Origin of the sequence: Mobiluncus curtisii subsp. curtisii ATCC 35241 (assembly GCF_000146285.1) — a bacterium.
GTDB classification, from domain to species: Bacteria; Actinomycetota; Actinomycetes; order Actinomycetales; family Actinomycetaceae; genus Mobiluncus; species Mobiluncus curtisii.
Map to the genome: position 1 here is coordinate 1,257,867 of NZ_GL385912.1, position 16,136 is coordinate 1,274,002.

11 protein-coding genes and 1 pseudogene are annotated in these 16,136 nt (G+C 51.1%); 6 read left to right on the forward strand and 6 right to left on the reverse strand.

The window, feature by feature from the left end:
* Positions 1 to 70 precede the first annotated feature (70 nt).
* From HMPREF0574_RS05540 to HMPREF0574_RS05560, 5 genes are read left to right on the forward strand one after another with little or no spacing between them, the layout of a single operon-like run.
* Positions 71 to 637: an MptD family putative ECF transporter S component gene (locus tag HMPREF0574_RS05540; RefSeq protein ID WP_004007728.1), complete on the forward strand. Its 567-nt coding sequence runs from the start codon at positions 71 to 73 to the stop codon at positions 635 to 637.
* Positions 637 to 1,446, forward strand: coding sequence for an energy-coupling factor transporter transmembrane component T (locus HMPREF0574_RS05545; protein WP_004007729.1), 810 nt, complete (start codon positions 637 to 639; stop codon positions 1,444 to 1,446). Before HMPREF0574_RS05540 ends, HMPREF0574_RS05545 begins: the two co-directional genes overlap by 1 nt.
* Positions 1,443 to 2,906, forward strand: a complete 1,464-nt coding sequence (locus HMPREF0574_RS05550; protein ID WP_036324928.1) for an ABC transporter ATP-binding protein — start codon at positions 1,443 to 1,445, stop codon at positions 2,904 to 2,906. Before HMPREF0574_RS05545 ends, HMPREF0574_RS05550 begins: the two co-directional genes overlap by 4 nt.
* Positions 2,907 to 2,919: 13 nt before the next feature.
* On the forward strand, positions 2,920 to 4,734 hold the full coding sequence (locus tag HMPREF0574_RS05555; RefSeq protein WP_004007731.1) for an ABC transporter ATP-binding protein: 1,815 nt from the start codon (positions 2,920 to 2,922) through the stop codon (positions 4,732 to 4,734).
* A gap of 1 nt (position 4,735) precedes the next feature.
* Positions 4,736 to 6,502 (forward strand): ABC transporter ATP-binding protein, encoded by a 1,767-nt coding sequence (locus tag HMPREF0574_RS05560; protein WP_236585798.1) that lies wholly within the window; start codon positions 4,736 to 4,738, stop codon positions 6,500 to 6,502.
* 228 nt (positions 6,503 to 6,730) lie between these two features.
* Here HMPREF0574_RS05560 and HMPREF0574_RS05565 read toward each other — a convergent pair.
* A pseudogene (locus HMPREF0574_RS05565) lies at positions 6,731 to 7,951 on the reverse strand (IS3 family transposase); the annotation flags it as partial.
* A 130-nt stretch (positions 7,952 to 8,081) separates the two neighbouring features.
* A complete protein-coding gene (locus tag HMPREF0574_RS05575; protein WP_004007734.1) occupies positions 8,082 to 9,356 on the reverse strand; it encodes an ATP-binding protein in 1,275 nt (424 codons plus the stop codon).
* A gap of 286 nt (positions 9,357 to 9,642) precedes the next feature.
* Between HMPREF0574_RS05575 and HMPREF0574_RS05580 the strand changes: the two genes are divergently transcribed.
* Positions 9,643 to 11,481 (forward strand): cell wall-binding repeat-containing protein, encoded by a 1,839-nt coding sequence (locus HMPREF0574_RS05580; RefSeq protein WP_004007735.1) that lies wholly within the window; start codon positions 9,643 to 9,645, stop codon positions 11,479 to 11,481.
* Positions 11,482 to 11,672: 191 nt separating this feature from the next.
* Here the strand turns inward: HMPREF0574_RS05580 and HMPREF0574_RS05585 are convergent, their stop codons facing one another.
* The 4 genes from HMPREF0574_RS05585 to HMPREF0574_RS05600 all read right to left on the reverse strand — a co-directional run bounded on the left by HMPREF0574_RS05585 (position 11,673) and on the right by HMPREF0574_RS05600 (position 16,105).
* Positions 11,673 to 12,329, reverse strand: coding sequence for a DUF1643 domain-containing protein (locus HMPREF0574_RS05585; protein WP_004007736.1), 657 nt, complete (start codon positions 12,327 to 12,329; stop codon positions 11,673 to 11,675).
* A 156-nt stretch (positions 12,330 to 12,485) separates the two neighbouring features.
* Positions 12,486 to 13,991 (reverse strand): HipA domain-containing protein, encoded by a 1,506-nt coding sequence (locus HMPREF0574_RS05590; RefSeq protein ID WP_004007737.1) that lies wholly within the window; start codon positions 13,989 to 13,991, stop codon positions 12,486 to 12,488.
* Positions 13,988 to 14,230 carry a helix-turn-helix transcriptional regulator gene (locus HMPREF0574_RS05595; RefSeq protein ID WP_004007738.1) on the reverse strand — a complete coding sequence of 81 codons (243 nt, stop codon included), beginning with the start codon at positions 14,228 to 14,230 and terminating at the stop codon, positions 13,988 to 13,990. The genes HMPREF0574_RS05590 and HMPREF0574_RS05595 overlap by 4 nt, the downstream gene beginning before the upstream one ends.
* Before the next feature lie 621 nt (positions 14,231 to 14,851).
* A complete protein-coding gene (locus tag HMPREF0574_RS05600) occupies positions 14,852 to 16,105 on the reverse strand; it encodes a metallophosphoesterase (RefSeq protein WP_004007740.1) in 1,254 nt (417 codons plus the stop codon).
* Positions 16,106 to 16,136: the final 31 nt, after the last annotated feature.

Sequence of the window (16,136 nt, forward strand, 5' to 3'; positions counted from 1 at the left end):
AGGGGGCACCCACGTTACTCTATTATTAGGCGAGGCTTACCTAATTAATTATTTAGAAGGGGTATATCGCATGAAGACACGCGACTTTATCAACATTGGCGTTTTCACTGCAATTTATTTTGTGCTAGTTTTCGGCACCGGAATGCTAGGCATTATTAATCCAGCAATGATGTTTGTGGGCTATGCCTTAGGGCTTATCGCTAACGGCGCCGTAGTCATGCTATTTAAGTCGCGGGTGCCAAAGATTGGGGCCCTGGCACTAATGGGACTACTAGTCGGGATTTTAATGGCAATTACCGGGCACCCCTGGGTTACTGCCCTACTTACACCCTTGCTGGGACTAGCCGCAGATTTTCTCTTCGCTAAAAAATCAGCGGTTTTTCGGGTTCTAGGATACGCCGTCATGTCCGTGTGGTACGTGGTGCCCTGGTTCCCCGTATTTATTGATGCTCAGGGCTATTACAACTATATTGCCGACTCTATGGGAACCGCCTACGCAGATTCATTACGCTGGTTCTTATCGCCATGGATGATTGTGGCATGGGGGGCGGGAGTTTTCGTTCTCGGGCTCATCGGTGGAGTCTTTGGAAATTCTCTAATGGCTCGGCACTTCCGTAAAGCTGGCATCGCAAAGTAATGACTTTTCAATGCCAAACCAGCGACCTCGGATCAGCAGCAAGCTATCGCCAGGATCAAGTCACCAGCGCTGAAATTTTAGCAGCCAACCAGCGCCACTCCCGACCAGATCCGCGCACCGTTTTACTGGTTATATTTGTATTAAATGCTCTGGTAATGTCTCGGTTACCCATAGCGATAACTTTCTTGGTGGCAGGCATTGCACTTTTGGCTTTACTATCGACGCGCTGCTATTCATGGGTGCTAGGTTTCCTTGCCGTGGAAGGAACTTGGATTGCTTGTATCTATTTTTTCCCAAAAATCTGGCCAAATGCCTTCACCGCATTTTTAATGGTTTTAGGCTACTGGATGATAAAGCTCTGCACTGTTGGCGGTCTGGCAGGTTACGCGATTAAAGCTATCGTCCCCGGAGAACTCGTAGCCGGTCTTCGCAGCTTACGCATACCGGTAGCTATAACCGTTCCCCTGGTAGTGCTATTACGATTCATACCGACAGTATTCCGAGAATACCGTGCAGTAAGAGAAGCAATGTCCCTGCGGGGATTACAAATGGGATGGCGCGCCCTCTTCCATCCCCTCCATTTTCTAGAAATGGTTTTAGTTCCCTTACTGGCATCCTGCGCGCGAACCGCTGATGAAATGACCGCCGCCGGAATGGTGCGCGGTTTAGGATCCACTATTTGCCCAAGCACTTTGAAACAGCTCCGATTCAACCGACTAGACGCCCTCTGGATACTGACGCTAATCGCCCTGATTGCTCTCATCCCCTACTCAGACCATCTAGCTATACTCTCTGGCGGATTCAAATGAGCACCTTAATCGACAATGTCTCCTTCGATTACCAGTTCAACCCGGACGAAGAAACCTCATCAGCTCACGTTAGCGCAGTCAACGATATCAACCTCGATTTCCCTACAGGATCCTGTACTCTAATCACCGGTCCTTCCGGAGCAGGCAAGTCGACCCTCTTAAAACTTCTGAACGGTTTAATACCTGAACTTTATAAGGGTAATCTCAGCGGACACACTACCCTTGCCGGTCTCGATACCGTGCAAACAGATATCCAAGAATTAGGGCGTACCGCCGGGACAGTTTTTCAAAATCCCCGCTCCCAATTTTTTACGGCAAATGTACTAGAAGAGTTAGCATTCGCGAGCGAAAATGCCGGAGATACCCCCCAAACAACCGCTAACCGGATTGCGGAAGCTGTAAACACCTGGGGCATTCAGCGACTGCTAGGCAAAGAGTTACGTAAGCTCTCCGGAGGTGAATTACAGCTGGTTGCTTGCGCGGCAGCAGTAGCCGGACCACAGCAAATCCTGCTTTTAGACGAGCCCACCTCTAACCTTTCCCCGGAAGCAATCTCCGCATTCAGCAAAGTCTTACAAAGATTAAAAAGCGCGGGCTGGACCCTGGTAGTAGCAGAACACCGCGTTTACCCTCTAAAAGGTCTCGCAGATCAAGTCGCGATCATGGGTAAAGGACGAATCCAGCATTTGTATACCGCGGACGAGTTTTTTAGTTTGTCTTCTAAACAGCGTAAAGAGTTAGGGCTGCGCACCCTGGAAAAACCGGAAATGTGCGTTAACACCCCTCCTGATCAACAGGCAGACGGTATCACCGCAAAAAATTTAAGGTTCAGTTACGGCAAACATCGCGTCCTCAATATTCCTTCCCTATATTTACCGAAGGGAAAAGTAGTTGCGCTAGTCGGCCCGAACGGAGCGGGCAAAACTACTCTCGCACGCACCCTCATCGGGCTAGCTCACCCGGAAGGAGGCAGCGTTATTAGTTTTAGCGGCAAATCCTGCCGGGCGGCAGACAGACAAAAACGCAGCGTGCTAGTAATGCAAGATGTAAACCGGCAACTATTTGCCGAAACAGTAGCGGCAGAGGTCGTACTAGGAAATGACAATCTTAGTAGAGAGCAGGTGCAGACGCTTCTAGGCGATCTGGGATTGCAAGGATTATCTGAACGGCACCCAATGACTCTTTCCGGGGGACAAAAACAACGTCTCGTGATTGCCAATGCCCTGGCGAGCCAGGCAGAGCTTTACGTATTCGATGAACCCACCTCAGGGGTTGACTACCAGCACCTACTATCGATTAGTTCCCAGATTCGCTCACTAGCCGCAAAGGACAAAGCAATCCTGATCATCAGTCACGACTTGGAGTTCATCAATGAAGTTGCCGATTACCAACTATTGCTTCAGCCTCTCGATAGCGAAATAAACATGCAACTTACCGCGCCCGACCAAGAGAAACATTAAAAGAGGAAGCCAAGTGAGTGATCACCAAGTTAGCGAACCAAGAAAAGATACAGCGACAAATATCAAGCTGACCAGCAAACAAGGCAAAGCCGCATTACGAGAACTTTTAGCTCCCGTCCAATTAGCGCTACGAGTTGGTCAAGTAATGGCGGTTATCTCCGCTATTTTGCGAGTTTTTCCGTTCGTTGCTTTAGTGGGGATTGGCAACGAACTCCTAACTTCATTAGGTAATGGCGCATCGCCCAACCAAAGCGTCATCATGTTTTGGGTACAGGTGTTAATCGGAACATTTTGTGGAGGTCTATTCGCTTATTTTGTGGGCTTGCTGGTTACCCATATTGCAGATAATCGCCTATCGGCAAGTATTCAGCAAAAAATTATTCATTTTCTGGGGCAAGCTCCTTTAACTTGGTTTAGCGATAACACTTCCGGGCACGTGCGTAAAGTACTGCAAGACGATGTAAAGAATCTACATATGCTAGTAGCACACCGCCCCGTAGATTCGCTGATTGCCACCCTAATGCCCATATTTTGCGCGGGCTATACCTTCACTATTGATTTAAGGCTCGGAGTTTTAGTAATTGTTACGGTGCCGATTTACATTATTGCCTACGCGGTGATGATGCGGGGAATGAGCGATAAGTCCTTAGAACTTGATGCCAAACTTGATCAGGTTTCCTCCGCAATGGTGGAGTTCGTAAAAGGCATCCAGGTGGTTAAGACTTTTGGAATCACCGGAAAAGCACACCGCAAATATGCCCACAGCGCCAATGAAGCCTGTGACTATATGGAGGAATGGAATCGGCCAATGGTGCACGCGGCTTCCCTGACCGCTGCCCTCACCTCTACCCCATTGATAGTTCTCTTATTTGGGATTGTCGGCCCCTGCTTCGTCTCCAAGCATTGGGTTAGTCCGGTAGAAGTAGTTGCCGGTTGTTTAATTGCCATCGCGCTACCCTCCTCAATTAACCTGGTAACCCAGCTTGCTTGGAATTATCAGTTAGCCGGTGCCGCAGCCAAAAGGATTCTTGATCTTCGTAGGGTACAGCCCCTCTCCTGCCCGGATCGGTCACTGCATTTACCCCAAGACGCAAGCATCGAATTTAAAAACGTATCGCTCAGCTATGGCCATACCCTAGCTTTGGATAATATCTCCTTACGTTGCGCGCCCGGAACAGTAACCGCCCTCATGGGACCATCAGGGGCCGGAAAAACTACCTTGGCCAAATTGGCCGCTCGCTTCCTGGATCCCGATACGGGCACAGTACTAATCGGTGGTGTCAACCTTAAAGACCTGAGCAGAACTGACCTCTACCGTCACCTTGGGTTCGTCCTGCAAGATGCGCAGCTCTTGCGGGCTTCCATTCGCGACAATATTTCTATCGGGCGACACGATGCCGATGAAACCGAGATTATTAACGCTGCTCGCCAGGCACAGATTCATGACGAAATCATGGCACTACCTAAAGGATATGACACCGTCGTCGGGGAAGATCTGAAGCTATCGGGAGGGCAAGCTCAGCGGATTGCCATCGCCAGAACCTTACTATTGGATGCGCCGATACTCATATTGGATGAAGCAGCAGCCATGGTAGATCCGGAATGTGAAGCACAAATCCAAAAAGCTATTAACCATCTAATGGCCGGACGTACTGTTCTGGTTATTGACCACCGTCCCGATTCAGTCAAGAATGTCAATCAAATCGTCCTCCTTAATCAAGGAGAGCTGGTGGCCTGCGGTAATCACCAGAAGCTACAAAATATACAACTCTACCGTCGCCTGTGGTCGGCATCCAATGTTGAGCTTACGGAAGGAGGACGAAACTGAAATGGATAATTCAACGGGAGCTATCGACATAATTCGAACAAATTTCCGCCTCAGCGCCAACTCTCAAAATCACAGCAGGAGTATCAGCTGGGCAGCTCGGATCATCAGCGGCATTGCGCAGGGGGTAGGCTTACTTGCGCTGATTCAGCTCGCAAATACCTGGGCTAGCAGACAGGAAGAAACCGCCAATAACGCTAACCCCTGGATCTTAACCCTGCTCGTCACGGCGATTATCGGAGCGATTAGTATCTACATACGAGATAGATTCTCCTACGAAGGCGCTTTTTCGGTGATGCGCTCTGTCCATCGCCGCGTCGGGGATCAGCTGGCAAAACTGCCCCTGGGATGGTTCTCCACCGACACTACCGGACGTTTGTCCCGTCTAGGGGCAGCTACTGTCAATGAGCTCGGAAACCTGAGTGCCCATTTGCTCACGGAACTATCCGCCGCCACCGTCACTTTGCTGACGCTGCTTGCTGGTTTGCTCTGGTGGTACCCCATCCTGGGCTCAATTTTTGCGTTATGCCTAATCTGTTACCTGATCCTGATGTGGGCATTAACCTACCTAGACAGTGCCGCCAACGCCTACGCGGCCCCGGCGGCTACTGAACTAGCTGATCGAATCGTAGAATTTTCTACCTGCCAAGCCATGCTCCGTGCATGTGACCAGACAATTTACCCCCAAATGGCCACGGCTTTAGCAGAAAATCGCCGCAGATGCACTCGCCGACTGTGGGTAGAATGCATCGGGAATTTCCTCGGCGGCATTGCCTCGCAAACAATTTGCGTGATAATGATTATTTCCAGTGTTCATCTTGCTTTTACTGGAAGCCTTGCTCCCCTGGCAGTGGTGGCAGTTATTGGGATAAGCCTGGAAATCACTCATTACCTTTCCACGATTTCTGATTGTCGAACAGGACTACTGGCGGTTGGCCCGACAATGGCGACTATCAACGAAGTATTGGATGCGCGCCCTCTGCCCGAGCCGGAAACTTCGCTACCTCAACCCCTACCCCACCAAGTTGAGCTTCAAGAGGTTGATTTTTCTTACGGGAACGATAAACAGGTGCTCAACAAAGTCAGCTTCACCGTCGCTCCCCACACTATGACCGCGCTTGTTGGCCCTTCGGGCGCCGGTAAAACCACTATTGCCCGCTTGATTTGTCGTTTTTGGGACGTACAGTCGGGTGCGGTACTCGTTGGAAATCGCGATGTTCGAGAATTAACTACTGAAGATTTAATGAGTCAGATTTCAATGGTTTTCCAAGATGTCTATCTTTTCGATGACACTTTGGAAGCCAATATCCGTATCGGTAACTCCAATGCGAGCAAAGAGGCTCTACTAAATGCGGCAGAACTAGCAGGTGTCAACGATATTGTCAGCCGACTTCCCGATGGTTGGAATACAAACGTAGGTGAAGGTGGCTGCGCATTATCAGGAGGGGAACGCCAACGGGTTTCGATTGCTCGCGCTATTTTAAAAAATGCTCCGATTGTGCTCTTCGATGAAGCTACCAGCGCTTTGGATGCCGAGAACGAAGCAAACCTGCTGCGCTCTTTCGAAGTATTACGCCGCCAATCCACCATGTTGGTAATCGCGCATAAACTCCACACGATTACTCAAGCTGACCAGATTGTGGTTCTAGACAATCAGGGACAAGTGGCTCAGATCGGTACCCACAATGAACTTGTAAGCTGCCAGGGGATTTACCGAGAATTTTGGGATGAGCGTCAAGCGGCCTCTGGATGGCAAATAGCTGCTGAGTAGTACGGAATCAGTTGGATTAAACACGAACCTTAAAACTTAAAGACGTAGTGGCTGGAGTATATTCACTAGAATTTACCAACGATATTATTCCTGCTGGGGTTTAGTACTATTTCTGCTGGAGTTTAGCGGGATAAGTGTTTCGTGAGGTAACAGGCGAATAGCTGAGGATGGGTAGCGTGCCGCTGGTGGTCTGTGAAGCGTACTGAATTTTGTTCCGCTTCTTATACGGGGGTCAGTTCTCTGACCCGGTGTTGATTTATAGTTTGTGATTAGTTCCTCGGGGGTGGAATAGTTCAGGGATTCGTGAAGGTGGGTATTGTTCCACCAGTGAACCCAGTTCATGGTGGCGAACTCGACCTCGGACAGGGTTTCCCAGGTTTGCGAATAGATAAGTTCGGTCTTATATAAACCATTTACGGTCTCTGCCAGGGCGTTATCGTAGGAGTCTCCCACGGTTGCGGTAGAAGGTTTTATACCGTAATCAGTTAGTTTGTCGTTATAGGCAATGGAGGTGTACTGGCTACCGTGATCGCAATGATGCACCAGGCCTGCAAGATTGTCTCTTGCTAGGGCTGTTGCCTGCTCGAGTGCTTGCAGGGACAGTACCTCGGTTTTCATTGATGACCGGGTAGCCCAGCCCACAATCTTGCGTGAATACACATCGGTTACGAACGCTGTATAAACAAAACCAGAAAGAGCACGAACGTAGGTAATATCTGCTACCCACAACCTGTTAGGTCTATCTGCTCTACACTGGCGATTAACTAGATTAGGGCGTGCATCAGGGACCTTAGAAGGACGGGTAGTAACTGGTCTACGCCCCCTACGCGCCCCGCAAATCCCGACCAGACGCATCAATCTGCCAGTCTGTTCCCGCCCGATATCCCATCCAGTCCGGCGCATAGCACGCCAGATTTTACGAATCCCGTAAACACGGTAATTCTGGTCGAAAATCTTTACGATTTCCTCGATTAACAAGGCATCTCTCAATTGCCTAGCACACACTTTTCGGGTCTTTGCCGCCCGGTAACCACGTGGCGTGATAAAGCCCCCAACCGTGTGTTCTCTCATAACCCGGCAAATACGCTCGACCGAGAAACAATCACGATACTGGTCAATAAACGCAATCATTTCATCCCGGGATGGTCGAGCTCTTTGGCGAAAAAAGCCGATGCGAGCTTCAAAATCTCGTTCGTACGTTTAAGCTCCGCGTTTTCCCTACGCAACCGCCTTATCTCGGCAGACTCCTCCCGACTAACCCCCGGGTCTTTCTCCCCGGTCTATCTCGGCTTGAACAACCCAGCGACGCAATGATTCACGACTCACACCAAGCTTTAACCCGATATCACTAATAACCGCCCATCTCGAAACCCCAGAACCGTCTCGAAGCCAGTCAAACACCAACCCAACAGCACAATCCCTAAACTCCCGCGAATACTTCCAAGGCATGAAACAACCCTCACAAAAAACAAAAAACCTAGGAACAAAACCCAGGACGCTTCAAACCTTTTTGCCACCAAGCTGTGTTGAACGTGTAGACACGGTTAATATCTCGTACTTATATGCAGGTATCTTAGCGTTACCCCAGCAAGGCGAGGGGGACGATGGCAATGCCGTCGGGGCGGCGGAATGCGAACTGTCCGGTGGTGATTACGATGCGCTCGACCAGACGTTTTCCGAGTTGTTTACCCAGCCAGTGCAGGTGCTTCAGGTCGTTTTCACTCACGGTGGTGGCTAGTTTGACCTCGAATGCAATGACTTTCCCATCGTAGCGCTCCAAAATCAGGTCGATTTCGTGTTCCCCAGCGCGGGTGCGCAAGTGGTAGCACTTGGCTTCAACGGCTTGTCCGGCCGCACGCACAGTTAAAGTAGCCAGTGCCTCAAAGAGCTGCCCGAAGGTCTCCATACTGCCGGGTTTGCCGCTGAGCAGTGTTTCGGGTGTGGTTCCCGTCAGAGCAGCGGCGATACCGGGGTCGAACAATTGATGCTTGGGACTGAAGGTGAGTCGTTTCAGAGACGTGCCAGTTGGTGCCCAACCAGGTACCGGATCGAGAATCCACAGTTGGGTCAACAGCTCGCGAATATTCTGGGTGGTGCTTTTCGCGGGTTTATCGGGCTCTCCGGGACTGCTGGCATCCAAAATGGCAGAGTAGCTGGCGGTGGTTGAGGACGCAGCTGCGTAGGCACTCATCCAGGCTCTAAGACTTTGGGGTTTACGCATCAACACGCCTTGTTCAGGGATATCGTGGTCGATAATGCGCTGAATATAGCCATCTATCAAAATCCGTCGGGCGCGTGGGGAGGCGCGGAAAATCTGGGGCATCCCGGTCTCACAGATAGCCTTGGCATAATCCGGGAGTCCAAAATTGGTTTCCCCAGATATTTCCGCGTCACCTGAGAACAAGCGGCTAATGGACACGCTGGGGCTGGTGCTGGGACGCTCGGCCAGGCTCAAGGGGCGCAGTCGCAGCGAAGCGATACGTCCCGCTCCGCTATGTGTGTCCACCCCGGAAACGGGCGTGGCGCTGCCGGTTAGCAGGAACCTGTTGGGTGTCTGTTGATCCACGAGGCGGCGTACCGCGTCCCACACGGGTGGGTATTTCTGCCATTCATCTATGCAGGTTGTTGCGTATTTAGTGAGCTGGTTTACGGTATCGGCGGCGATGAGTTGTCCCATCTCGGGACTATCCAAGGCCAGTACATGCTCCACCCACCGCTGTGCGGTTTCGGTTTTCCCTACGCCCTTGGCGCCGTCAATCGCAATCGCGGGCAGCTGCGTGAATAATTCCCGTAGTTCTTCGTCTAAATACCGGGGTATATAGTCTTCGGGAGCGCCAGGAATTTTCGTGAGCATATCGACATTTTATCAGTCTATCGGTCGTTTTGCCGAGGACTTATCGGTCGTTTTGCCGAGGACTTATCGGTCGTTTTGCCGAGGACTTATCGGTCGTTTTGCCGAGGACTTATCGGTCGTTTTGCCGAGCTGCCACCAAGTTCTTCGCCAAGATCGCGCTCCTGTTTTATTGCCGTAACGGCCTAAATCGTTGGTTTGCGTGAGAGAATAGACCTGATATCGAAGGTTTCCTTGTCGGCGTAGTTGAGGCACCTTTGCGTACAATCCAAGTAGAAGGCCCACGTTCATGAATCGTAAATTTGTCGCAGCATTATCCTGTCTGGCTTTAGCAGGTACGGGTGTGGGGATAGCGCAAGCCGCCCCGAAGACGGATAGTATCGGCGGTATTGACCGTTACGATACGGCGGTACAGATAGCGGCTCGTACTTTCACGGGTCACCAGGACACGGTTTATATCGCCCGTGGCGATTTGCCTGTAGATGCCCTGGTGGCGGGTCAGCTTACCGATGGTCCGGTCTTGTTGTCCCCTCTCGGTCAGGTAAACCCCCGCACCCTTCAAGCCCTGCAGGGGTATTCCCCTAAAGAAATCATTTTCCTGGGCAAAGCCTTCCCCGCTTCTACTATCAACACTTATAAGACTTCCGGCGCCCAGGCGTGGGTTATGGGTGGGAAAGACCGTCAGGAAACTTCGGCTTTGATAGCCGGACGTGCTTTCAATGGTAAGTCGTTGTATCACTTGTATGTGGCTGCCCCTGATGGGATAGACGCGGTAGCTTCCGGCGCTTTGACTGACGCACCTATCGTCTTGGCTTACCCTGACGGGCGCGTTCCTAGCGTGGCAGGGCTTCCCGCCGACATGGCACGGGTTTGTATCGGTGCAGCCTGTAACTATGTGTCTGCTAAGGAACGTGTGCAGGGTAAAGACCGTTTCGAGACGGCTGAACTGTTAGCGAAGCGGGCTTTCCCTAACGGTTTCACAAGGGCGTATGTGGGGCGTTCGGATAACTTTATTGACGCCGTGGTCGGCGGTACTTTGACTGATGCCCCGATTCTTTTAGTACACCCCTCTGGGCAGGGTAATGACCGTATCAACGCTTTGAACCTCGCCCACGTGACTTTCCTAGGCGGACCCGGAGCCTTACCCGATAACGTCCTTACCTTAAAACCACAACCCAAACCTACTAGCGGTCTCGGCTTACCTTGGGCAGGCAAAATCAACCCGCTCTTCGCAGGTACTGGAGCATTCGGACCGTTTGTGTTTTCTGAGTATGTTGAGGCTTATTCCTGGACACAAATCGCTGGTTTATACGGCTGGTCTGCTAACTTATCAGCAGAGGACGCAGTCGCTAAGTTACAGACCCAGGGTATTGTGGCGTCCCGTAGCGTTACTAATGAGAATTGGACGGTACAATCAGTAATCTTCGATAAGAACTGGCGGTTTACGCCTGATAAACTTTATTCTAAAGGTTACTGTAATGGTAAAGAAGTCTTTTCGAAAGGTCCGACTGATGTAGTTACTTGTCCGGACGGTTCAAAGTCAACGCTTTATCCTTATGGGAATATTTGGAAGCCTACTCAGGCTGAGTTAGAGAAAGCGCGTCACGATTATAATACTATTTTCCGTCCGATTGCTGAGAAAGCGGCTGAGAATAGGACAGAGGAACTGTTTGCTAAAGAGAATCCAGGTGTAGATTTTAATTCTAAGACACCTTCTGGTCTCGAAGAAGGTAAGTTACGTATGCGTCGTTGGTTGAACAATCTTACCCCTAAAGATTGGGATTCTCTTCCTGGGGAAACAAGGGAAGAGATGCGTAGGCGTATTCATGCAAAGGGAGGCCCCTCCTTTAATCTGGCAATGACTAATATGAGATTATCAGATTTGTCAGATGCTGACGCAGCTACACAATTTGGGATTAAGTTAGCAGAAATGTGGCATGGTTCCAGCGGGCATTGGAGGACTATAGTTGCTGAAATGAAGTATGGCGGCGGTGTTACCGTTGCATTGCAAGACTTTGACGCGGTGTTCCCTGAAAGAGGTTTAGATAATCTTACTCCTGATGAGGGTATCTATGGTATTTCTGCGAGTCAATCAGGATTTAAACCTTTATCTGAGTGGTCTAATTGATAAGTTAGTGTATTTGTTTTGATACTATCCGTGTTGCTGTTTACTACTAAAATTTCATACCGCATTACTCCCCTATCTCCCTATTCGGGTTGATAGGGGAGTTTTATTTGCTTTTTTACTTGTTTGTCCATCACGGTCAAACGAGTAAGGAGATAACTATGAGTTATTTGAGAAGTGCAGCGTCCGTTGCACTAGGTTTCTAGTATAAAACGCACATCATCTGCAAGGGTTTTACCTTCCCACTGTTTAATCCCACCGAAACCTGGATGAAGCGGATGTCCCTTTTTACTGAGAAACGCTTGTACATTCTGATTAGTAATTGTCTCATGCAGCCATTTCTTTACGAAGGGCAGAACGTCTTTCTTCCAAGGGAATCTGCTGCTTGGACAACCCCACATAAGATGCACTGTATGTGATTCTTTAACAATAAGTTTTATTACCTCCCGCGTAACCCAGTAGGAGTCTTGAATTTCCTTTTTCCCAGCCTCATCACTCCATGTTGGAAGTTTTTTGCTGCTTGTTTTACTTTTTTCGCTCTGCCCAATCAGCGGAATCAAGTTAATGATTGTCATCTGACAATAATTACCAATTTTAAAGTCGTCGTAATTCAAAATCCTTTCGGTAGTAGGGTCTCCGCCCTCTGTCCTGGGCGCGAAATTGGCCGCAGTGGATGGGTTCATCCCAATAAAGACCAAATTTTCGTTCCTCGCAGGCGTCGCAGAGCTGACGGGTGTTCGCAAGAACCACCGTTGACCTTCATCCTCAGGATGTTGAGGAAATACCGAGTCACCCCTTAGCCAAGCTTCCTTAAATTCCTCAACCGTACGAGAATCACATTTCTGAACCATGCATAAATTCTACATAAAAGCAGGATTATTTTGGCGATTCCTCGACATATTCCGACCTCTCAGACCAACTCCCAACCCTGCAGTTTTCACCTGGCTACAACCCCTGAGCGAGACGACGTGTTCTTCCAGGCAGTAAACCCCTTCAGAAAGCAACCGCTAGCGAGCCCGACGCTTTCGCCAATGTCCGCTAACTGTCACCCCGTCATTGCGCACATATGCGTTAACCCAAACATCGCCAGAACTGCCTGACACCCCGCTTGCTATTCCGTCACTAGAAACAGACAAGCTACCTGTAGCGCTCGGCTGTCCCGGAAATACCCCACTTGTGGCAATCTGCGATGACCAGTTTTTCCCCTCTTGCGTAGTGGCTTTCCCAAGAGTGAAAGATCGTTTTCCACCAATCCACGATTTCGCGCCTAGCTGCCTGAGCTTATCGACCATACCTTTCACATTGGAACCGGAAACAATATCTCGATGAGCCCGCAGAGAATCCGACAAAGCATCCGGCAACGACTCCACTACCCTTCTGACCTCAACAATAACTCGATCAGGATTCAAGCCAGCAGTTCTCGCGAAACGCTCCCATCTGTAAGGCGAAACATCCTCAAAACGGTTAGCGCGACCTATCGGCATCGCCAGCCTGACTGTATCTAACGGGCGAAAGTCGAGATTACCTATATAGGGAATATAGGAGGTGACATCATATGCGGGGGCAAGTTCAACCCTGCCATCTGGATATTCGAGGAGGGAAAAATTTTTTCCATGCGCATCAGGAGCCACTATAGCCACGTTAAAAGCCAACTGGCGCACAAATTCGAGTGCCTGATCCTCACCCGCTACGGCTTTGATGAGTTTCGCTGATGTTGTGGCATCGGGTCCTTTTTCTTGCGAATACTTGTAGGCAGGATCTATCCGTAATACTTGGCATAAATCTTCTTGGTGTATCCTCCTGATGCCAGTCTCTGTGTTTTCACGGTCAAAACGTTCGATTACGCTGACGCGTACACCGCCTACAGTTTCGATAGTCTCTTTCGCCGCCCTGATACCGATGCGGTTCATGGTATCCAAGCAGATAGTTTCGTTGATGTCAGAATCCGGGAAACTGTTTCTGATTTCAGGCTTGAGGATATGACTGGAAGGGAATCTTCCGAAGGGCAGGGCCCATTTACCGTCTGGCAAGCGGTGAAGGGCGGTTTTCTTTTGTGCGCCAGCCAGCGAGAATTTGCCGGGAGTGTCCAGTTTTTTGCCGCTGCGAACAGCCCAGAACCCCACCCGATGGGCTACGGCTTCCATCAGCGCTTTGAGGTCTTGTTCATCTAGCGGTACGGCCTTGCCGTCCAGGTTCGGACTTTTCCCTTCCGGCAGGAGCTGTATCGCGCCGGGGAGGTCTTGTCCTACCGCCCCCAGCAGCGATAGCGGGTCTCGAGGGTTTACGCCGTAGTCTCGCCCCCATTCCTGACGGGTGTGTTCGTTTTCTGGAAGTAGTCCCTTTAGGTAAGGCAGAGCGTTTACATTTGTGTTGTCTTTCGCGATTCCCAAGGATACTGGTTGCCCGTCCCAATCGGGATCGTATTCAAATTTGGCTTGGTTTTTGTCGCGGTAGAATCTGCCAATTTTTTTCCCGTTAAGGTAGGCGTCTAGCGTGTGGTACGTGGTGCTCATTTGGGATTTCCTTCAAGGATAGTGGGCAGCGGTACCCCTACGGCTTGCGCGGCTTTCAGAGCTGTGTCCAGTCGCACGTTGGGGTTGCCGGCTTCGAGTCTCTTGATAGCCATGCGGGATACCCCGGCTTTTTCGGCAAGGTTTTCTTGGGTGTAGTCGAATATAACGCGGCGCATTCGGATGAGCTGGCCGAATTTTTCTGGCGTGTCTACAGGCGTCTCAACAATCTCCATATCCATATCTGAATGATACATTCACGATACATTTTTGTGAAGAGTTTTGTGCCGCGTCAGGATTACACCACCCACCGGTTCATGTTTTCACATGTTCACGAGGTCTTGTTTGGGGTAGATGATGGCTTTTTCGATAAATTCTGGGGTGGTGTGAATCATGTCCCAGAAGTCTTGGATGAGCGGGGTGCGCGGGTTTGCTTGCGGGCTGCTGAAACTCAGGCAAGAACCGCAGCTTACACGGGAGGACCCGCACCCCACCTTCTGAACCCACGAAAAAATATATAAAGGAAATCAATACCAATGTTGTGTAAATCCTTGATTTTACGCGGTTCTATCTGACGAACGCCTCGTAAAAGATATAAAGACCTATAAAGAAACGGCAGACCGTGAGACGCGGCAAAATCCTTCTCAGCCTCCGGCGGGGTTGAACCCGCCGTTGCTGGTGGAACGCGAGCAAGTCTTGACGGATTTCGAGCCAGGCTTGTTCAAGAGGGTGGATATTCCGTAACGTTTGAGTGGGTGACATGGTAGAAAAACCAGGAACAGTTCTGAATACCTGTTGCCTGAAGTACTCCCCGGAAAACTGGCTCCACACGGCTTTATTGAACTAAAGCGAGTGTTTGCTTCCTAGGCAGCGACCAGCTCGACGATGTATGCCACTGGGGGGCAAAACACGCGCCAGGGGGTGAATGGCGAGGTCCCCAGACCGGGGCTGACGCATACACTCATACTCGCCCGGTCCAATTCCCCAATGTTGCACTCGTGTCCAGGACGCGCTTCGGCTTGCCACTTGAACAGACCAGAGGCGAAATGAGGATCCAAATCACAGTTTGTCACCAGGGCATGACCGCCCGGCAGACAGACCTGCCCCCCGTGCGTATGTCCACAAAAGACCAGGTCAGTGCCGTCCGAAAGGAACCTATTGAGCACGCGCGCATAAGGGGCGTGGGACAGTCCCAGGCGAAGGCTGCGACCGGTCGCGCGTAAGTATTCATTGGAAAAGCCGACCCGCCCGGCACTTGTGACCTCCCCACCGCTTGTGACCTCGGCTCGACCCAATTCACCAGCGCTCACCCCGCCCTGGTGCGGTCCGTCACCGCTGGTGACCTCACCACTCACGACCTCGCCGTCTTGACCGCTCCGACCTGCGCCGCCGCTCGAACCTAGTGAACTCGAACCGTCGCCGTCAAAACCCACATAACGATCCCGATGCCCATGCGGATCGTTAACTCCGCTGAGTTCCAGGCGCACCCCGCGCACGTCCAGACTGCCATTCGCATTGTTGAGGTTCAGCCAACCGGATTCCGCCAATAACCGAGTCAGGTGATTGCCCTGACCGGGCTGACCAATCCGCTTGATGACGGCAGGACCCGCCCCGGAGGACTCACTGGTGCTCCACAAGTATTTCAAGGGATTGCCCACGCGGCTGGCAAAGAAATCATGATCACCAAACACGTAAGCACCCGGCACTCCCGAGTCGATGAAGGGTTGCAGCGCCGGGGTGACCAAATGTGCATCCCCGTAACTCGATGACAGCATATCTCCGGTCAAAACAACCAGGTCAAAGTCTGTTCCCGCGCGTTTCGCCAGTACGCGTAACCAGCCGACTAAATCCTCGCGACCGCGATAAAAATGCGTATCCGACAGGTGCAACACCCGCAAGCCCGGAAACTCAGGCGTCCCCGCCACCCCGAAACGCGGCACTGGCGCATCCGTCCCCGGCGCGGCAATGGACCGCAACGCCCTTCCGGGCACGGGAACCGTCAAATGGCGCAGCTGGTAAGCGCGGGAGGCACGCGCGGCACTCCACGCCACTGCTCCTGCCGTCACCGCACCGACTTTCAGTGCAGTCCAGGCGCGTGTCCACGAGGAGGGATTCATCGGGTCTACCTTTACTTTCCTGCCGCGTTGG